Here is a 17060-nt window from a genome sequence, read left to right as displayed (position 1 = left end):
CAAACAGTATAGATCAGTATGAAAGTTTTAAAATTTGGAGGAACTTCAGTCGGAACAGTAGAAAGTCTCAAAGCAGTCTTAAGTATTGTTAAGAAATCCTACGACGCTAAGGAAAAGCCCCTTGTGGTATTATCCGCGATGTCGGGTGTAACAAATTTACTAACCCAATTGGCAGAAGACGCAGCTGAAGGGAAGTCCTTTTCGGATGGACTTAAATCTTTGGAAGATAAACATTTTGCAGTCGTGAAAGAACTTCTCGCAGTGAAGTTTCAAAATCCTGTTTTCACGAAACTTAAGTTATTTTTCAATGAGATCGAGGATCTTCTCCAGGGGATTTTTGCACTGAGAGAATTGAGCAATCAAAGCAAAGACTTAATTCTCAGCTATGGTGAGCGTTGCTCCAATTATATGGTTTCTAAAGTCATGGAACAGTACATACCGGAAGCTTTATTTATAGATGCCTCACACTATGTAAAGACTGATTCTAATTTCGGTAATGCCCATTTAAATGAGGCATTGACCGAGCAGCTTGTGAAATCGATGTATATCACCCATGGTGACAAACTGCTGTTTGTGACCGGCTTTATCGGTAGCAACGAGAATGGCCGCATTACCACCTTAGGACGAGGCGGATCGGACTATACAGCCGCTATCTTTGGGTCGATATTGGATGCTACGGCGATCGAAATATGGACTGATGTTAACGGAATGCTGACCGCTGATCCGAGGATCGTGAAAAAAGCATTCTCACTCCCCGTGCTTTCCTATACTGAAGCAATGGAGCTATCTTATTTTGGTGCTAAAGTCATCTACCCGCCCACCATGATCCCTGCATTTTTGAAAAAAATCCCAATTGTCATTCGTAATACTTTTGAACCTGATTTCTCAGGTACGGTGATCCAATTTGATAGTGGAAAGACCGCGCTACCAATCAAAGGAATTTCTTCTATTTCGGATATCTCTGTGATCAATCTAAGTGGATCAGGAATGATCGGCAAGTCAGGGTTTAGCGGACGTCTTTTTACACTGCTGGCTAGGGAGCAAATCAATGTTGTATTGATTACACAATCTTCTTCCGAACACAGTATCACCTTTGCAGTCAACCCATCGGATGCGAAACGCGCGATCCAGCTGATCGAAATGGAATTTGAATTAGAAATTCAGGCGAATAAATTAGTCATCCCCGCTATCGAGGAAAATCTATCTGTATTGGCCATTGTCGGTGAAAATATGAAACGTACTCCGGGAATGTCCGGTAGGTTATTTTCTGCACTTGGAAGGAATGGTATCAATGTCCGAGCAATAGCACAAGGCTCATCCGAATACAATATTTCGGTCATCATCGGCAAAGAAGATTTAGCTAAAGCACTTAATGCTGTTCATGATGCTTTTTTTGCGGAGTTGAAAAAGACTTTGCATGTGTTTAATATCGGTACAGGTAACATCGGTGCGACGCTATTTAAACAATTAGAGGATCAGCATGATTTTCTGCTCGATAAAAATGATATTGAGATCAAAGTTGTTGGAATTTCCAATAGCCGTAAAATGTTGTTCAATACCGAAGGTGTGGAACTAGATAATTGGTCAGCTGAACTCGAGAAAAATGGTTCCGAGGCAGATCTGGCTTTATTTATCGAAAAAATGAAAGCCCTGAACTTGCCAAACTGTGTTTTCATTGATAATACGGCTAGTAAATTGCCCGCAACATATTATGAAGATATCTTTAAATCCAATATCTCCATCGTAACCTGTAACAAAATCGCAAATTCTGGAAAATATGCGCAATATAAGACGCTTCGCGATACTGCACATAAACATGGAGTGGATTTCTTCTATGAAACAAATGTTGGGGCCGGATTGCCTATCGTAAGGGTTCTTAAAGACTTGATGCTCAGTGGTGACCGTATCTTAAAGATCGAGGCTATTCTTTCAGGTACTATATCTTACATCTTCAATAATTTCAAAGACGATGCTACTTTTTTCAATGTTGTAAAGCAAGCACAAGAATTGGGCTATACCGAACCGGATCCAAGGGACGATCTGGGGGGAATAGACTTTATGCGTAAAATGTTGATTTTAGCCAGAGACGCTGGTTATCCTGTTGAAGCGGAAGATGTAGATCTCGGGCCAATTCTTCCGGAAGCCTGCCTGAAAGCCGAGACTGTAGATTCCTTCTACACTGAACTACAAAAGGAGAATACCTATTTTGAAGAGATGAAAGCGCGCGCTGCCCGCGAGAACAAAGTAATCCGATATATCGGAAAACTGGAGAATGGAAAGGTTTCCATTGCGATCCAATTTGTGGATGAAAATCATCCTTTTTATGCGCTGTCTGGTAGCGATAATATTATTTCATTTACGACAGAACGGTATAAAGAGCGTCCTTTGGTTGTAAAAGGCCCAGGTGCTGGAGCGGAAGTGACTGCTGCAGGTGTTTTTGCAGATTTAGTTAACGTAGGTGCATAAAACTATTTTAGAGGAAATAACGACTGAAGTAATGGCCAATAATTTAAATGTAGAATATCTAAAAGGTAAAGTAATCGATTTAGAAAAGATGTTACCCGAAGTTCGGGTATTTGCTCCCGCAACTGTAGCGAATATGATCTGTGGTTTTGATATACTGGGCTTTGCTGTGGAGCAGCCAGGAGATGAGGTGATCATGCGACGCAAGCAGCAACCCGGCGTGACTATAAAGCAAATTACAGGAGATGACGGTAGACTCCCGCTCGATCCGAGCAAAAATACCGTTTCGGCTTGTGTTCAGTACCTGTTGCAGGCGCTAAATATTGCTTCGAAAGTAGGTGTTGAAATTGAATTGCACAAGCACATGCCAATCGGATCTGGCTTGGGATCCAGTGCCGCGAGTACGGTGGCTGGGCTCTTTGCGATTAATGTTATGCTTGGTAATCCATTGACAAAAGAAGAACTTTTACCATTTTGTGTCGAGGGGGAACGGTTGGCCTGTGGCACCGGACATGCTGATAACGTTGCACCAGCGCTTTATGGTGGTATTACGTTGATCAGAGGAAACGAACCTTTAGATGTTATTTCAATTCCTTCACCGAAGGAGTTAGTGGCAGCCGTCGTATTTCCACAAGTAGATGTCCCTACACGTGATGCCCGACAATTAATTAAAGATAAAGTGCTATTAAAAGATGCTGTAACACAATGGGGCAATATTGCTGGGTTGGTCGCAGCATTATTTATGGAAGATTATGATTTGATTGCCCGAAGTATGAAAGATATCCTAATTGAGCCTACGCGCGCGATCCTGATTCCACAGTTTTATGAAATGAAGGAAATCGCTCTACAACATGGTGCCTTGAGTTTCGGGATATCCGGTTCAGGTCCCTCGGTAGTCGCGATCACACGGGATGAGCAGATCGCAAAAAGTATTGCAGACAGAATTCAGGCTCATCTCAAAGAAAATGAAATCGACAGCTTCGGTTATGTGTCAAAGGTAAATATCGAAGGACCAAGGGTGTTAAATTAGAGATTTTACTGTACCATGCGTGTAAAAACTAAGCAAGGTGCAAAGTATCTTACTGATTGCATAAAAATCGTATAATGTGCTCTTTTTGATTAATCAGAATAAATGTACATCAAATAAGTATTAAAAGATGAAATTTTACAGTACAAATAATAAGACATTAGCTGTTTCTTTTAAAGATGCAGTGTTTAATTCGCTGCCAGCGGATAAAGGGTTGTATATGCCCGAGCAAATTCCGCAATTGGATCCATTGTTTATCAAAAATATACAACAATATTCCCTACAGGAAATTGCTTTGGAGGTTGCTTCAACTCTTTTGGGCAATGATATTCCTAAACCAGATCTAAAGAAGATTGTTGATGAAGCGATTAATTTTGAGGCACCCGTAAAATTCCTGAACAACAGTACAGCTGTTTTGGAGCTATTTCACGGGCCTTCTTATGCCTTTAAGGATTTTGGAGCCCGGTTTATGAGCCGTATCATGGGGTATTTTTCTAAAGCCGACGATAAGTTGCTGGACGTACTTGTCGCAACTTCTGGTGATACAGGAGGGGCTGTAGCCTTAGGTTTCTTAGGGGTAGAGGGAACTCGCGTTACAATATTATACCCCAAAGGCAAAGTCTCCGAGGTGCAGGAGCTTCAGTTGACTACAAATGGGCAAAATATACGCGCATTAGAGGTAGATGGTACATTTGACGACTGTCAGGCACTTGTGAAGCAGGCTTTTAATGATGGGGAACTCAATCAGACTTTGCGGTTAACATCGGCCAATTCAATTAATATTGCCCGATTGATCCCACAGACCTTTTATTACTTTTATGCTTACGCGCAACTAAGATCCCAAGGGATCAATGAAGTCGTATTTACTGTGCCAAGTGGTAATTTTGGGAATATTGGGGCAGGTTTATTGGCTTACAAAATGGGGCTTCCTGTCAAACATTTTGTGGCAGCGACAAATGTCAACGATACAGTACCACGATTCCTTTCTTCGGGACAATATGAGCCTAAACCTTCTGTTCAGACATTGAGTAATGCTATGGATGTTGGAGACCCAAGCAACTGGGTACGGATTCAGGATCTTTTTGCAGCTAATCCAGCGGAGTTAAAAGCTATGCTCTCTTCTTATACCTTTACTGACGAGGAAACAAAAGTTGGGATGGATAAGCTTGTTAAAGATGCAAATTATATCGCCTGTCCTCATACTGCCATTGCTTGGTTGGGAGCACAAGCCTATGCGAAGGAATATCCAGGTACTTACGCTTCGGTATTCTTATCGACGGCACATCCTTGTAAATTTCCGGATGCAATAGATGCTGATGTATTTGCAAAAATTGTATTGCCGGACGGTGCAGAAGCGTTGCAGGGAAAAGAAAAATTAGCGGAACCTTTGGCGGTAAACTTCGAAGCGTTCAAAAGATATCTAATCAACCATAACTAAACCCGAAGGGGGCGATCTTTTTGAACGTCCCCCTTTTTCTCTATTCGTAACTTCTCCCATAATCTCTTTTCAAATCTTTAATTCTTTGAGGGGCTTTCACTTTTTGGATAGTGTTTTTATAAACTAGCTTTTATCGATGATGGCTTAGGTATTAGCTGTTTTTGTTGCTTATGCTATTTATATCGTATGTTTCATTTGGATGTCGAAATAATAAGTTAATTTTGCAGTAATGAAATCAGTTTATTTGAATAAGGGTAAGGATAAAGCTGCCTGGCAATTGCATCCTTGGGTATTTTCTGGAGCAATTAAATCATTGTCCGATAAGATTGAAGATGGCGAAATTGTAGGGGTTTACAATGCCGAGCGTGAGTTTATTGCGTATGGATTGTTTCACAATAGTTCGCGGGTGGCCATCCGTTTACTGGAATGGAATCCACAAGCTCAGATTGATGCGGATTGGTGGCGCACCCGTATTCAAAAGGCGGTGGCAGCTAGACAACATTTGCTGCAGGAAGGCATTACCAATACCGTTCGTTTGATTTTTGCCGAGGCAGACTTTCTTCCTGGATTAATTGCGGATAAGTATGCTGATTTTATTTCTATTCAGGTCCATTCTGTAGGAGTAGAAAAAGTTAAAGATATCATTATTGCGGAGCTAAATACGCTGCTAAATCCTACTGGAATTTATGAGCGGAGTGATCTGAAATCTCGTGAGCATGAGGGCCTACCAGATACAAATGGTCTTTTGTCGGGAGAGGTACCACCTGAATTTGTGGACGTCATCGAAAATGGCCTTCATTATAAGGTAAATATCATTGATGGGCAAAAATCAGGTTTCTATTGCGACCAACGTGAGAATAGGTTATTGACAGCGCAGTATGTTATCAATAAAAAGGTATTGGATTGTTTCTGTTATTCTGGTGGATTTACACTGAACAGCTTAAAAGCTGGTGCAAGTGAAGTTGTGTCCGTAGATAGCTCTGCGTTGGCGATTGAAACTCTTGAAAAAAATGTAGCCGAAAACGGATTTGAGCCAAGTCGGCATAAAGCGATATTGTCTGACGTCAATAAGCAATTGCGTAAGTTTGTAGATGAGGGTGAAAAATTCGATTTGATCGTCTTGGATCCTCCAAAGTATGCACCTTCCCGTTCAGCTTTGGAAAGAGCGTCACGGGCTTATAAAGATTTAAATCGTCGGGGTTTAATGCTGTTGAATAGCGGTGGGTTATTGGCGACATTCTCATGTTCTGGAGCGATGGATATGGACACCTTTAAACAGGTGCTTGCCTGGGCCGCATTGGACGCAGGTAAAGAGATACAGTTTATTCGACAATTCCATCAACCCGAAGATCATCCTGTTAGGGCCTCCTTTCCAGAGGGAGAATACCTCAAAGGACTGTTGGTACGCGTATTATAAATAAATGCAGATATATAGGTTGATTTGAATAAATCGACCTTTTTAATTTAAAGCGAAATCATGATCAAAGAAAAAGAAACTAGACCTATTTTTTCTATTTTGTTTGCCGTGAGTATGGTGCACCTGCTGAATGATCTTATTCAGGCTGTAATTCCTGCTACATACCCTTTATTAAAAGAAGAGCATCACTTGAGTTTTTCTCAGGTGGGGATGATTACATTAGTATATCAGATTGCCGCTTCAATTTTTCAGCCTGTTGTCGGCTCATTTACAGACAAACATCCTGTTCCATATTCACAGATTATCGGTATGTCCTTTTCGCTTGTGGGCATGTTGTTGTTTTCCCAGGCACATAGCTATGCATGGATATTGTTCTCCGTTTTTCTCGTTGGGATCGGATCCTCAATTTTCCATCCGGAGTCCTCACGTGTGGCTTACATGGCCTCCGGTGGCAGAAGGAGTATGGCACAGTCCATTTTTCAGATCGGTGGGAATGCAGGGACAGCTCTAGCACCTATTATAGTTGCTTTTCTGGTCTTACCTCGAGGGCAGCAGGCTATTGCTTGGATGTGCTTATTTACAATTGTTGGCCAGTTTATTTCCTATTATATCGGCACTTGGTATAAGCGTCGTCTTGCAAATGTTTCGAGATCAACAAAAAGGAATATTCGTGTTCCAGATCTTCCCAATTCACGTATTGTCGCAACTGTCATTATCCTATTGTTGTTAATCGTTTCTAAATATTTCTATATCGCAAGTATTACTAATTATTTTCAGTTTTACACGATGAAAAAATTTGGCATCAATGAGGTGGAGGCACAGGTTTACTTGTTTTATTTTCTGATCGCCGTTGCGGTTGGCACCTTATTAGGGGGAGCATTTGGGGATCGTTTTGGAAGGAAATATGTGATTTGGTTCTCCGTTTTAGGCGTAGCTCCCTTCGCTTTGGCCTTACCCTATGTTGGTCTTACAATGACCGGGATACTGATTGTGATCATCGGATTAATATTGTCATCCGCTTTTCCTGCAATTATTGTATATGCACAGGAGTTATTGCCTAAGAAGTTGGGTATGGTCTCTGGTTTGTTTTATGGATTTGCATTTGGCATGGGAGGGATCGGGTCTGCCGTACTCGGATGGCAGGCAGATCATACATCCATCGAATTTATTTACCATCTGTGTTCGTATTTACCCTTAATCGGTGTCGTCGCCTATTTTCTTCCTAATCTACAGAAAACGCCCTATAAAGAGATTTAGAATATGATATATTAAAAAGCGGGAGTGTCCAAAAAGGTTGGATACTCCCGCTTTTCTTTAGTATTATTCGTATCCCCTTAAAACCTCTTTTGAAGTAATCAATTCTCAGGGGGCTTTTACTTTTTGGGCAATTTTCTCTTTTATACTATTTGATACAGTCCATCCAGGCTGCTGCCATTAATTGTGCTCCAGCTAGAGTAGGGTGCACACCATCCGCTGCCCAATAGGCTCCTGGGGCAGTCTTTTGGGCATTATCAAAGATTTTTTGATAGGGAAGGAGTATCGCGTTGAATTCTTTCGCAACATTACGTGCAGTCTCTTGATAGGCTAAAAATTTGGGGTACCAAGCATCCGTGATATGGCCTACACCTTTTATAGCAAAAGGTTCTCCAATAATCAGTTTAACATTCGGAAGTTTTTGTAGTGTCTCATGCAACAATTGCTGGTACTGCGATTTATATTCTTCAACGGTCGTTTTGGCGCCGCGGTCTATCGTTCGCCAAAAATCATTTACGCCGATCAAGATACTTAATACTGTTGGTTTGAATGCCAATGTATCCTCCGCCCAACGTTTTTGAAGGTCGGGAACACGATTGCCACTAATCCCAGTATTATAGACCTTCAGTTTCTTTGCGGCATATTTATTCAATAATTCGCTTGTGGCCAACAAGGCATAACCCTGACCTAGGGCTTTGGTGTCATTGGGATTTCTGTTATTCCTATCGCGGCCTACATCCGTAATGGAATCCCCCTGAAATAGGATGACATCTCCGTCATTCAAACTTATTTTTGAAGATTTGAAACTATCTTCATGGGCATAAGCTTCGTTGCCCAATAAATTGGCTCCAGTCAAAAGACCGGCGCCAATGATACTTTTTTTGATAAATGATCTGCGGTTTGTGCTCATTATTAGGTTTTTGTTATGCTTAAAGTTACATACTTTAAGCATACTTTTCCAAACCTTTTATAATGATGTTACAGGCTTTTTCAATTTCAGCTTCCGTAATGGTCAATGGTGGAGCCACGCGAAGTGCTGTTTCACAGTGAAGATACCAGTCAATCATAACACCATGCTCTGCACAGTATTTACTGACGTTATAAACCTGCTCAAAGTTGTCCAATTGTAAGCACATCATAAGGCCTTGGCCCCGGATTTCTTTAATTGCTGGATGACTGAGCTTTTCCCTAAATAAGTTGGCCTTATGGGCTACCTGTTCAACCAGTTTTTCGGATTTGATCACTGCGAGCGATGCACGTGCGGCAGCACAGCTCACAGGATGTCCTCCGAATGTGGTGATATGACCCAACATTGGATTGTCTTTAATGACATCCATTACTTCTTTAGCGGCAACAAAGGCGCCCAATGGCATACCGCCACCAATGCCTTTGGCCAACATCAGTATATCAGGTACAATACCGAAATGTTCGAAGGCAAACAGTTTTCCTGTACGACCAAAACCAGTCTGGATTTCATCGAAAATTAAAAGAGTGCCAGTTTCGTCACAACGTTTTCTTACCGCTTGCATATAGGCTATATCTGGGACCCTGACACCAGCCTCTCCTTGAATAGCCTCTAGGATCACAGCGGCTGTTTCAGTTGTAATTTTCGTTAAGTCTTGCGGGTCATTAAACGTAATAAAGTCTATTTCTGGAAGGAGTGGGGCATAAGCCTGACGATAATCATCGTTTCCAATAAGGCTAAGTGCACCCTGTGTACTTCCATGGTAGGCCTTTTTTGCAGCGATAATCTGTCTCCGTCCAGTATATTTCTTGGCTATTTTCATAGACCCTTCGACAGCTTCCGCACCACTGTTGGTCAGGTATACTGATTGAAAATTTGTAGGTAATTCCGCAAGTAATTCTGTTGCAAACTGGACTTGAGGGGCTTGTACAAATTCACCATAAACAGTGACATGCAAATACTGATCGAGCTGAGCCTTTATTGCTTCGAGTACCTTGGGATGACGATGTCCGATATTACTCACATTAAAACCGGAGACAAGATCCATATATTCTTCCCCATTTGGCCCATAAAGATAGACCCCCTCGGCCTTAACCACTTCAACCAACCTAGGTGAGCTAGAGGTTTGAGCAGTGTTCATCAAAAATAATTCTCTATTGCTTAGCATGATTTTACAAATGTCCGAAAATAAAAAAGAAGTCTTCAAGACTTCTTTTTTATTTTTGAGATTATTTCCGCCTATTTTGTAAAGATTTGTAGAGATGCTCCCTGAACTCCTGTTCTACTTCAAAAAACTGTGAAGCTCGGGCGTTGCCTATCACCTTGGCAAATTTTGCGCGGTACTCCTTTTTTATCTGTACTTCTTTGGCATCATATTGCAATACATCCCTCGATCCACCTCTAAAACTGTTTTTAGGGGCTCCATTCAGTTTCTCTTTCCGGATATCCCATAATGTTTGGCTATATTCATTATAGAGTGGAAAGAATTGCTGTGCTTCTTTGGGTGTTAAATCTAGTTCCTTAGTAATATAAGCTATCTTTTCATTTTCAATAGCTTGAAATCGATTTTTGTCTTGCGCAAAGCCCAAGGCAATAGAAAATATACTAAAGAACAATGTTATCCATATGTTTTTTTTGTTGAACATCATTATAAGGTATAGTTTAGATAATCTTCTATCTCTTGTTTAGATATGTTAGTACCAAATCCTTTCGTTGGAAGATTTGTTTCATCCGTATATTGGGACATATATATTATGTCATCACCTGAAGCCGATGCCGAAAGGTAATTAATAATTTCCTGCTTGGGTATTTCAGATAAATGTTGACTGAGCTGTTCTTCGGCTACATTATCTTGTACAATCGTATTTTGCTGCTGGAATTGATAGCCCCAATATCCACCTAGACCTAACATGGCTGTGAACGAAGCTGCTACTGCATATCGGGTATACCATTTTTTTGGTTTTCCTAAGCGACGGATCGGAGTTGAATCTCTTTCTTCTTTTATGTCCTGAATAGCCCCTATAATTTTGTCCGAAAGCGTATCAAAATAATGTGGTGGCAGGCCAAAACCTGTGACAGGAACCGTATCTTTTAATTTTTCTTCTGCAACACGAGCGAAAATAGCATCTTCAAGATCTGCATGATAATTTACAGGAAGAGCGAAACCATCCGTTGAGATAGCTTCCTTCAATTCTGCTTCTGCAATACGAGAAAAAATAGCATCTTCAAGATCTGCATGATAATTTACAGGAAGAGCGAAACCATCCGTTGAGATAACTTCCTTCAATTCTGCTTCTGCAATACGAGAGAAAATAGCATCTTCAAGATCCGCATGATAATCTACAGGAACAGCAAAGCCATCCGATTTGATTTTTTCTTTTAAGTTTTCTTCCGAAATTCGATGAAAAATGTCTCCTGTCAATTTATCCGAATACTGTTCAGGAATAGCGAAGCCATCTACAGTGACTTGAGCTTTGAGAGAGTCTGCTGCTATTTTGCTCAACACAACATCAGGGAGCGAATCAAAGTATCCTTCAGGAACCTCAAATACAGATTCATCTTTGCATTCTATCCATTTGACTTGCGCTATTATTTTAGATTCTAAATCACTGAAATAATTTTCAGGCACGCCAAAAGGATTTCCACGCAATGATTCTGGAAGATGATTAGATTCCAGCCCATCATGATATGTGCTATTTTCCTTCATAGTATTTGTTAGAACCGAATTTCGCTAAAAGGTTTAATCGTGGTTGTTAAAAAAAGCCTCTATTTTTTTTACTGCCAAATGATAAGATGCTTTTAATGCACCAACACTTGTGCCTAATACATTAGAAATCTCTTCATACTTCATATCTTCAAAATATTTCATATTGAAAACTAATTTCTGTTTCTCTGGCAATGTTAATAAAGCCTGTTGCAATTTCATTTGAGCTTTGTCGCCATTAAAGTAATTGCCATCCGCAAGTGTTTCTGCTAAGTAAGCAGTCGTGTCGTCATCCAACGACACGTTCTGCTTTTGCTTTTTTTTATTTAAGAATGTAATACATTCGTTTGTTGCAATTCGATATAGCCAAGTATACAATTGTGAGTCTTCACGGAAGTTCCCGAGATTCTTCCATACTTTGACGAAAATATCCTGAACGACATCATCTGCATCATCATGATCGATTACCATTCTTCGCACATGCCAATAAATCTTTTGTTGATACTTTTTCAACAATAAACGGAAAGCTTCTTCTCGCGTACCTTCTTCGGCGAATTTTGCTATAATTAAAGCGTCATCCATATATTGACCTGTGTAGTTTTGTTATTTTCTTTTGATTACTTTTTGAGCCGCAGCAACGATAGCGTCAGCGTTCAAACCGTATTTTTCCATGAGTTGTGCTGGAGTACCTGATTCGCCAAAACTATCGTTTACCGCTACATATTCTTGCGGACTAGGCAATTCTTTGGCTAATACCTGTGCAACGCTGTCGCCCAATCCTCCAAGACGGTTGTGCTCCTCAGCAGTCACGACACATTTCGTTTTAGCAACTGATTTCAAGATCGCTTCTTCGTCCAACGGTTTGATCGTATGGATATTGATGATTTCGGCGTTGATACCCAATTCTGCTAATTTTTCACCCGCTTGGATGGCTTCCCATACCAAGTGGCCCGTAGCGATGATGGTTACATCTGTACCTTCATTCAATAAGATTGCCTTTCCGATGACAAATTCTTGATCAGCTGGAGTAAAGTTAGGAACTACCGGACGACCAAAACGTAAATAAACCGGACCTTCAAATTTCGCTGCCGCAATAGTTGCGGCTTTTGTTTGGTTGAAGTCACAAGGGTTAATTACAGTCATTCCAGGTAACATTTTCATCAATCCGATATCTTCCAAAATTTGGTGTGTAGCACCATCTTCACCCAAGGTTAATCCTGCATGAGAAGCAGCAATTTTTACATTTTTACCCGAGTACGCGACAGATTGACGGATTTGGTCATAAACACGACCTGTAGAGAAGTTGGCAAATGTACCTGTGAAAGGAACTTTACCACCAATAGTAAGTCCTGCCGCGATGCCCATCATGTTTGCTTCAGCAATACCGATTTGGAAAAAGCGTTCTGGGAATTCTTTGATAAAATCGTTCATTTTCAATGAACCGATTAAATCAGCACATAATGCTACTACATTTTCATTTTGTTTTCCAGCTTCCAATAAGCCAGCTCCGAAACCTGAACGTGTATCTTTTGACTCTGTGTAAGTATATTTTTTCATTTCTAGTAATCTCCTAAAGTTTCAGTAAGTTGATTCAATGCCGACGCCAATTGTTCGTCATTTGGAGCAACACCGTGCCATTTATGAGAACCCATCATGAAATCAACACCTTTTCCCATCTCTGTGTGCAATAAGATAACCACTGGTTTACCTTTTCCGGTACGTGATTTTGCTTCTTCTAAGCCCGCAACTACTGAAGCCATATCATTTCCTTTAGTCACTTCCATCACATCCCAGCCAAAAGCTTCCCATTTTGCACGAAGATCGCCTAATGACAGCACCTGATCTGTCGATCCGTCTATCTGTGCATTATTATAATCAACAGTCGCAATCAAGTTGTCAATCTTGTTGTGTGGCGCATACATTGCAGCTTCCCAAACCTGGCCTTCCTGCAATTCACCATCACCCATTAATACATAAACTAGATTATTGTCTTTATTCAATCTTTTTGCCTGTGCGGCACCGATAGCAACGGATAATCCCTGACCCAAAGATCCTGACGCAATACGGATGCCTGGAAGACCTTCGTGTGTCGTTGGGTGACCCTGTAGTCTGGAATTGATTTTTCTGAATGTCGCCAATTCGCTTACTTCAAAATAACCCGCATGTGCCAATGTACTGTAAAATACAGGTGAAATGTGTCCGTTTGACAAGAAGAATAAATCCTCTCCTTTTCCATCCATATCAAAGGAAGGATTACGTTTCATTGCATTGAAATAAAGCGCCACAAAGTAATCTGTACAACCTAAAGAACCACCTGGGTGTCCTGATTGACAAGCGTGTACCATACGTACGATATCACGTCTTACTTGTGATGCAATTTGTTCTAGTTTGTTAATATCTGCACTCATTTTTTTTGTTGGTTTCACAATTGGTCGTAAAGTTAACTATTTTTAAGCTAGATGCTTGTTAAAAAGTGAATTTCTTTATTTAGTATGGCGTATGTGACGATTTCAGCGCTATTTTTTCGAATAAGTCCCTGGTTTGTGAATGGACGCCATTGCAATTTTAGACCTTTTAATGTTGACTTTTTTTGTACCTTGCTTTTAATTATAAAACCCACAATTTTCAAGACGATGCCTAATCAATCTAAACGTTTTCTGTTTGTTGCGACATTTTCCGTAATACACTTCTATTCTTTTGCTCAGGATAAATCCGTTTACCATAAAGATTGGATTGACTTCAACAAAAATGGTAAAAAGGATATTTATGAAGATCCCAAACAATCCATAGTAAGTCGGGTGGAAGATCTGTTGAGTCAGATGACAACGCAGGAAAAGGCCAATCAGACCGTTACACTCTATGGTTATGGGAGAGTATTGAAAGATGAACAGCCTACCGCAGCTTGGGACAACGACATTTGGAAACATGGATTGGCTAATATAGACGAAATGTTAAATAGTCTTGCCTATAATAAGTCCGCAAAAAGTTCTTTTTCTTATCCATTCAGCCGCCATGCTGTTGCATTGAATAATGTACAAAAGTGGTTTATCGAACATACCCGGTTGGGCATTCCAGTTGATTTTACCAATGAGGGAATACACGGTCTCAACCATGATCGGGCGACGCCATTACCGGCTCCGATTAATATTGGAAGCACCTGGAATACTAGATTGGTGAGAGATGCCGGTGAAATAGTGGGGAGAGAAGCGAAATATTTAGGATATACCAATGTCTATGCCCCGATTCTGGATGTCTCCCGAGATCCAAGATGGGGACGTGTTGTGGAAACTTATGGTGAAAATCCCTTTCATATCGCAGAAATGGGTAAACAGGCTGTATTGGGTATTCAGCAAAATGGTGTTGCGTCAACGTTGAAACATTATGCCGTCTATTCTGTACCTAAAGGAGGGCGAGATGGAAATGCGCGGACAGATCCGCATGTTGGTTTTCGTGAAATGCATGAACTTCATTTATACCCATTTAAACGGGTTGTCAAAGAGGCCAAACCAATGGGTATCATGAGTAGCTACAATGACTATGATGGTGTACCAGTCTCGTCAAGTAAATATTTTCTGCAAGATTTGCTACGGAAGGATTACGGGTTTGAAGGATATATCGTTTCGGATAGTGAGGCGTTGGAGTTTATCAGCAGTAAACATCATGTTGCTGCAGACTATAAAGATGCAATACGGCAAGCTTTAGAGGGTGGACTCAATGTCCGGACGAATTTCGATCCACCGAGTACGTACCTGACACCATTGATGGAACTTATCAACCAAGGCGGGCTTGATATGAACGTATTGGATCAATGTGTTCGAGAGGTATTGACTGTTAAGTTTAAATTAGGATTATTTGATCATCCGCTTGTCGATAACACAACATTGGCTGACAAGAAAATCCATACACAGGCAGATGAAGATATTTCCCTACAAGTGAATAGAGAATCCATTGTTTTGCTTAAGAATGAGCAGCAGTTATTACCTATAGATGTCAGTAAGTATAAGCGGATTTTGGTGACAGGCCCTATGGCCGAAGCAACGAATTATACAACAAGTCGCTATGGTCCATCCAATAACCCAATTACAACCATTAAGGATGGTATTATCGAATATGCTAAAGGGAAAGCAGTTCAAGTAAACTACACAAAAGGGGTGGATGTTGTCGATAAGAACTGGCCCGAAAGTGAGATTATTCCAACAGACCTTTCTAAAGAGGAAATCGAAAACATGACTGCAGGTGTACGCCTAGGGAACGAGTCTGATTTGATTATTGCTGTCATGGGAGAGTCGGAACGTGAAGTTGGAGAAAGCCGGTCTCGCTCAGATCTCAATCTACCGGGTAAACAACGTGATTACCTAATGAAGTTAAAAGAAACAGGAAAGCCTATCGTTCTGGTACTCGTTAATGGACGTCCATTGTCTGTCAATTGGGAAAATAAACACTTGCCTGCCATTGTAGAAACTTGGTTTCTAAGTGGTCAATCTGGACATGTTGTAGCAGATATGTTATTTGGTGAGTATAATCCGAGCGGAAAGCTTTCGATTTCATTTCCTAAATCTGTTGGACAGATCGAAATGAATTTCCCGACCAAGCCTGCGGCACAAGCGGGGCAACCCGGTGTTGGTCCCAATGGCTGGGGAAATAGTCGGGTTGTTGGATTTCTTTACCCTTTTGGTTATGGCTTAAGTTATACCGATTTTCAATTTTCAAATTTGCGTCTGAATAAAAAGCAGATTCGACCAACAGACTCGCTGACAGTTACCGTGGATGTACAGAATATCGGAAAAAGAAAAGGAGCAGAGGTCGTTCAACTTTATGTCAAGGATGTTGTTTCATCTGTAACAACTTACGAGATGGATCTGCGCGGTTTCGAAAAAATCGAATTAAATCCCGGTGAGAAAAAGTCTGTCCAGTTTTCAATTTTACCGGCTCACCTTGAGTTGTTGGATCAATACAATAGATGGACTGTAGAGCCTGGGGAATTTGAAATCTTTATTGGAAATTCATCCGCTAACCTACCATTGAAAGATTCATTTGATGTGACTAAAGAGTAATGCTCATAGCGTCTGTTTGTGCAAAAGATATATCCCTTATGGGGCATACTAAATACAAATAGCTATAAAAAGAAAAAGGATTCAGCAAAATTTCATATTGCTGAATCCTTTTAAAAATTCTTATCGTATCTCTATGATTACATTGCTTCGGCAACAACTTCTGTCACACCTGGAACCATGCGTTTCAATAAACCTTCGATACCAGCTTTTAATGTGATCGTTGATGAAGGGCAGCCACTACAAGAGCCTTTTAGCTCAACAGTTACAATACCTTCGTTGAAAGATTTGTAATGAATAGCACCACCATCTTGTTCAACAGCAGGTCTTACATAATCATGTAATACTTGTTGTATTTTCACTTCTGTTTCTGTTCCCTCGAAGTTTACTTCCGTATCATGATGTACAGCTTTCACCGCAAGCTCAGATTCTACAGCACCTTTTACGAAGTCTTTCAATAAAGCTTCGATATCTTCCCATTCCGCATCTTCTGTTTTGGTAATGGTAACAAAATTGCTTGCAAAAAATACACCGTTTACGAAATTGAATTTGAACAATTCCAGCGCGAAAGGTGAATCTTGTGCAGCTTCTTTATTTGGGAAATCCACACTACCATTGATCAATAACTTATTGACCAAAAACTTCATAGTTGAAGGATTGGGAGTAGATTCTGTATATACGTTGATAGTAGCCATTTAAATTTTATTTTTATTCCAAACAAAGATAGATCAAAACAAGCGTT

Annotated in this window: 14 protein-coding genes; 6 read left to right on the top strand and 8 right to left on the bottom strand. The window is 40.6% G+C overall.

The annotated features are described in order from the left end of the window. The first annotated feature begins 18 nt into the window (after nucleotides 1–18). From thrA to AC07UV_RS22725, 5 genes are all read left to right on the top strand, one after another. Nucleotides 19–2466 carry a bifunctional aspartate kinase/homoserine dehydrogenase I gene (thrA, locus tag AC07UV_RS22745; RefSeq protein WP_282252438.1) on the top strand — a complete coding sequence of 816 codons (2448 nt, stop codon included), beginning with the start codon at nucleotides 19–21 and terminating at the stop codon, nucleotides 2464–2466. An 88-nt stretch (nucleotides 2467–2554) separates the two neighbouring features. Continuing rightward, a complete protein-coding gene (locus AC07UV_RS22740; RefSeq protein WP_282256163.1) occupies nucleotides 2555–3493 on the top strand; it encodes a homoserine kinase in 939 nt (312 codons plus the stop codon). 127 nt (nucleotides 3494–3620) lie between these two features. Further along, entirely contained in the window at nucleotides 3621–4928 is a 1308-nt protein-coding gene (gene thrC, locus AC07UV_RS22735) for a threonine synthase (RefSeq protein ID WP_495185409.1), read from the top strand. Nucleotides 4929–5157: 229 nt separating this feature from the next. Then, on the top strand, nucleotides 5158–6345 hold the full coding sequence (locus AC07UV_RS22730; RefSeq protein WP_495185408.1) for a class I SAM-dependent rRNA methyltransferase: 1188 nt from the start codon (nucleotides 5158–5160) through the stop codon (nucleotides 6343–6345). A gap of 60 nt (nucleotides 6346–6405) precedes the next feature. Then, a complete protein-coding gene (locus AC07UV_RS22725) occupies nucleotides 6406–7602 on the top strand; it encodes an MFS transporter (RefSeq protein ID WP_262903043.1) in 1197 nt (398 codons plus the stop codon). A gap of 145 nt (nucleotides 7603–7747) precedes the next feature. Here AC07UV_RS22725 and AC07UV_RS22720 read toward each other — a convergent pair whose 3' ends face one another. The 7 genes from AC07UV_RS22720 to AC07UV_RS22690 all read right to left on the bottom strand — a co-directional run bounded on the left by AC07UV_RS22720 (nucleotide 7748) and on the right by AC07UV_RS22690 (nucleotide 13675). Continuing rightward, entirely contained in the window at nucleotides 7748–8509 is a 762-nt protein-coding gene (locus AC07UV_RS22720; RefSeq protein ID WP_495185407.1) for an SGNH/GDSL hydrolase family protein, read from the bottom strand. Nucleotides 8510–8543: 34 nt separating this feature from the next. Next, nucleotides 8544–9731: an aspartate aminotransferase family protein gene (locus AC07UV_RS22715; protein WP_495185406.1), complete on the bottom strand. Its 1188-nt coding sequence runs from the start codon at nucleotides 9729–9731 to the stop codon at nucleotides 8544–8546. A 61-nt stretch (nucleotides 9732–9792) separates the two neighbouring features. Next, complete coding sequence (locus tag AC07UV_RS22710) at nucleotides 9793–10212, bottom strand: hypothetical protein (RefSeq protein WP_259184299.1); 420 nt, start codon at nucleotides 10210–10212, stop codon at nucleotides 9793–9795. Next, nucleotides 10212–11270 carry a hypothetical protein gene (locus tag AC07UV_RS22705; protein ID WP_495185405.1) on the bottom strand — a complete coding sequence of 353 codons (1059 nt, stop codon included), beginning with the start codon at nucleotides 11268–11270 and terminating at the stop codon, nucleotides 10212–10214. The genes AC07UV_RS22710 and AC07UV_RS22705 overlap by 1 nt, the downstream gene beginning before the upstream one ends. Before the next feature lie 33 nt (nucleotides 11271–11303). Beyond that, the gene (locus AC07UV_RS22700; RefSeq protein WP_495185404.1) at nucleotides 11304–11849 is read right to left on the bottom strand and encodes an RNA polymerase sigma factor; all 546 of its coding nucleotides are present in this window, start codon (nucleotides 11847–11849) and stop codon (nucleotides 11304–11306) included. Nucleotides 11850–11870: 21 nt separating this feature from the next. Further along, on the bottom strand, nucleotides 11871–12824 hold the full coding sequence (locus tag AC07UV_RS22695; protein WP_495185403.1) for a transketolase family protein: 954 nt from the start codon (nucleotides 12822–12824) through the stop codon (nucleotides 11871–11873). A 2-nt stretch (nucleotides 12825–12826) separates the two neighbouring features. Beyond that, the gene (locus AC07UV_RS22690; RefSeq protein ID WP_104385684.1) at nucleotides 12827–13675 is read right to left on the bottom strand and encodes a transketolase; all 849 of its coding nucleotides are present in this window, start codon (nucleotides 13673–13675) and stop codon (nucleotides 12827–12829) included. Between the two features lie 225 nt (nucleotides 13676–13900). On the opposite strand from AC07UV_RS22690, the gene AC07UV_RS22685 reads away from it, so the two are divergent. Then, nucleotides 13901–16321 (top strand): glycoside hydrolase family 3 N-terminal domain-containing protein, encoded by a 2421-nt coding sequence (locus tag AC07UV_RS22685; protein ID WP_495185402.1) that lies wholly within the window; start codon nucleotides 13901–13903, stop codon nucleotides 16319–16321. Between the two features lie 137 nt (nucleotides 16322–16458). Here AC07UV_RS22685 and AC07UV_RS22680 read toward each other — a convergent pair whose 3' ends face one another. Next, nucleotides 16459–17013 (bottom strand): NifU family protein, encoded by a 555-nt coding sequence (locus AC07UV_RS22680; RefSeq protein ID WP_120262262.1) that lies wholly within the window; start codon nucleotides 17011–17013, stop codon nucleotides 16459–16461. Nucleotides 17014–17060: the final 47 nt, after the last annotated feature.

It is taken from the genome of Sphingobacterium sp. GW821-FHT03E03 (genome assembly GCF_059420745.1).
Note: the sequence above shows the minus strand (reverse complement) of the source record. Positions and strands in the feature narration are given on the sequence as shown.

What these genes read in the sequence shown, in the direction of transcription:
- thrA (WP_282252438.1), top strand. Translation starts at nt 19, where the DNA reads ATGAAAGTTTTAAAATTTGGAGGAACTTCAGTCGGAACAGTAGAAAGT.
- AC07UV_RS22740 (WP_282256163.1), top strand. Translation starts at nt 2,555, where the DNA reads ATGTTACCCGAAGTTCGGGTATTTGCTCCCGCAACTGTAGCGAATATG.
- thrC (WP_495185409.1), top strand. Translation starts at nt 3,621, where the DNA reads ATGAAATTTTACAGTACAAATAATAAGACATTAGCTGTTTCTTTTAAA.
- AC07UV_RS22730 (WP_495185408.1), top strand. Translation starts at nt 5,158, where the DNA reads ATGAAATCAGTTTATTTGAATAAGGGTAAGGATAAAGCTGCCTGGCAA.
- AC07UV_RS22725 (WP_262903043.1), top strand. Translation starts at nt 6,406, where the DNA reads ATGATCAAAGAAAAAGAAACTAGACCTATTTTTTCTATTTTGTTTGCC.
- AC07UV_RS22720 (WP_495185407.1), bottom strand. Translation starts at nt 8,509, where the DNA reads ATGAGCACAAACCGCAGATCATTTATCAAAAAAAGTATCATTGGCGCC.
- AC07UV_RS22715 (WP_495185406.1), bottom strand. Translation starts at nt 9,731, where the DNA reads ATGCTAAGCAATAGAGAATTATTTTTGATGAACACTGCTCAAACCTCT.
- AC07UV_RS22710 (WP_259184299.1), bottom strand. Translation starts at nt 10,212, where the DNA reads ATGATGTTCAACAAAAAAAACATATGGATAACATTGTTCTTTAGTATA.
- AC07UV_RS22705 (WP_495185405.1), bottom strand. Translation starts at nt 11,270, where the DNA reads ATGAAGGAAAATAGCACATATCATGATGGGCTGGAATCTAATCATCTT.
- AC07UV_RS22700 (WP_495185404.1), bottom strand. Translation starts at nt 11,849, where the DNA reads ATGGATGACGCTTTAATTATAGCAAAATTCGCCGAAGAAGGTACGCGA.
- AC07UV_RS22695 (WP_495185403.1), bottom strand. Translation starts at nt 12,824, where the DNA reads ATGAAAAAATATACTTACACAGAGTCAAAAGATACACGTTCAGGTTTC.
- AC07UV_RS22690 (WP_104385684.1), bottom strand. Translation starts at nt 13,675, where the DNA reads ATGAGTGCAGATATTAACAAACTAGAACAAATTGCATCACAAGTAAGA.
- AC07UV_RS22685 (WP_495185402.1), top strand. Translation starts at nt 13,901, where the DNA reads ATGCCTAATCAATCTAAACGTTTTCTGTTTGTTGCGACATTTTCCGTA.
- AC07UV_RS22680 (WP_120262262.1), bottom strand. Translation starts at nt 17,013, where the DNA reads ATGGCTACTATCAACGTATATACAGAATCTACTCCCAATCCTTCAACT.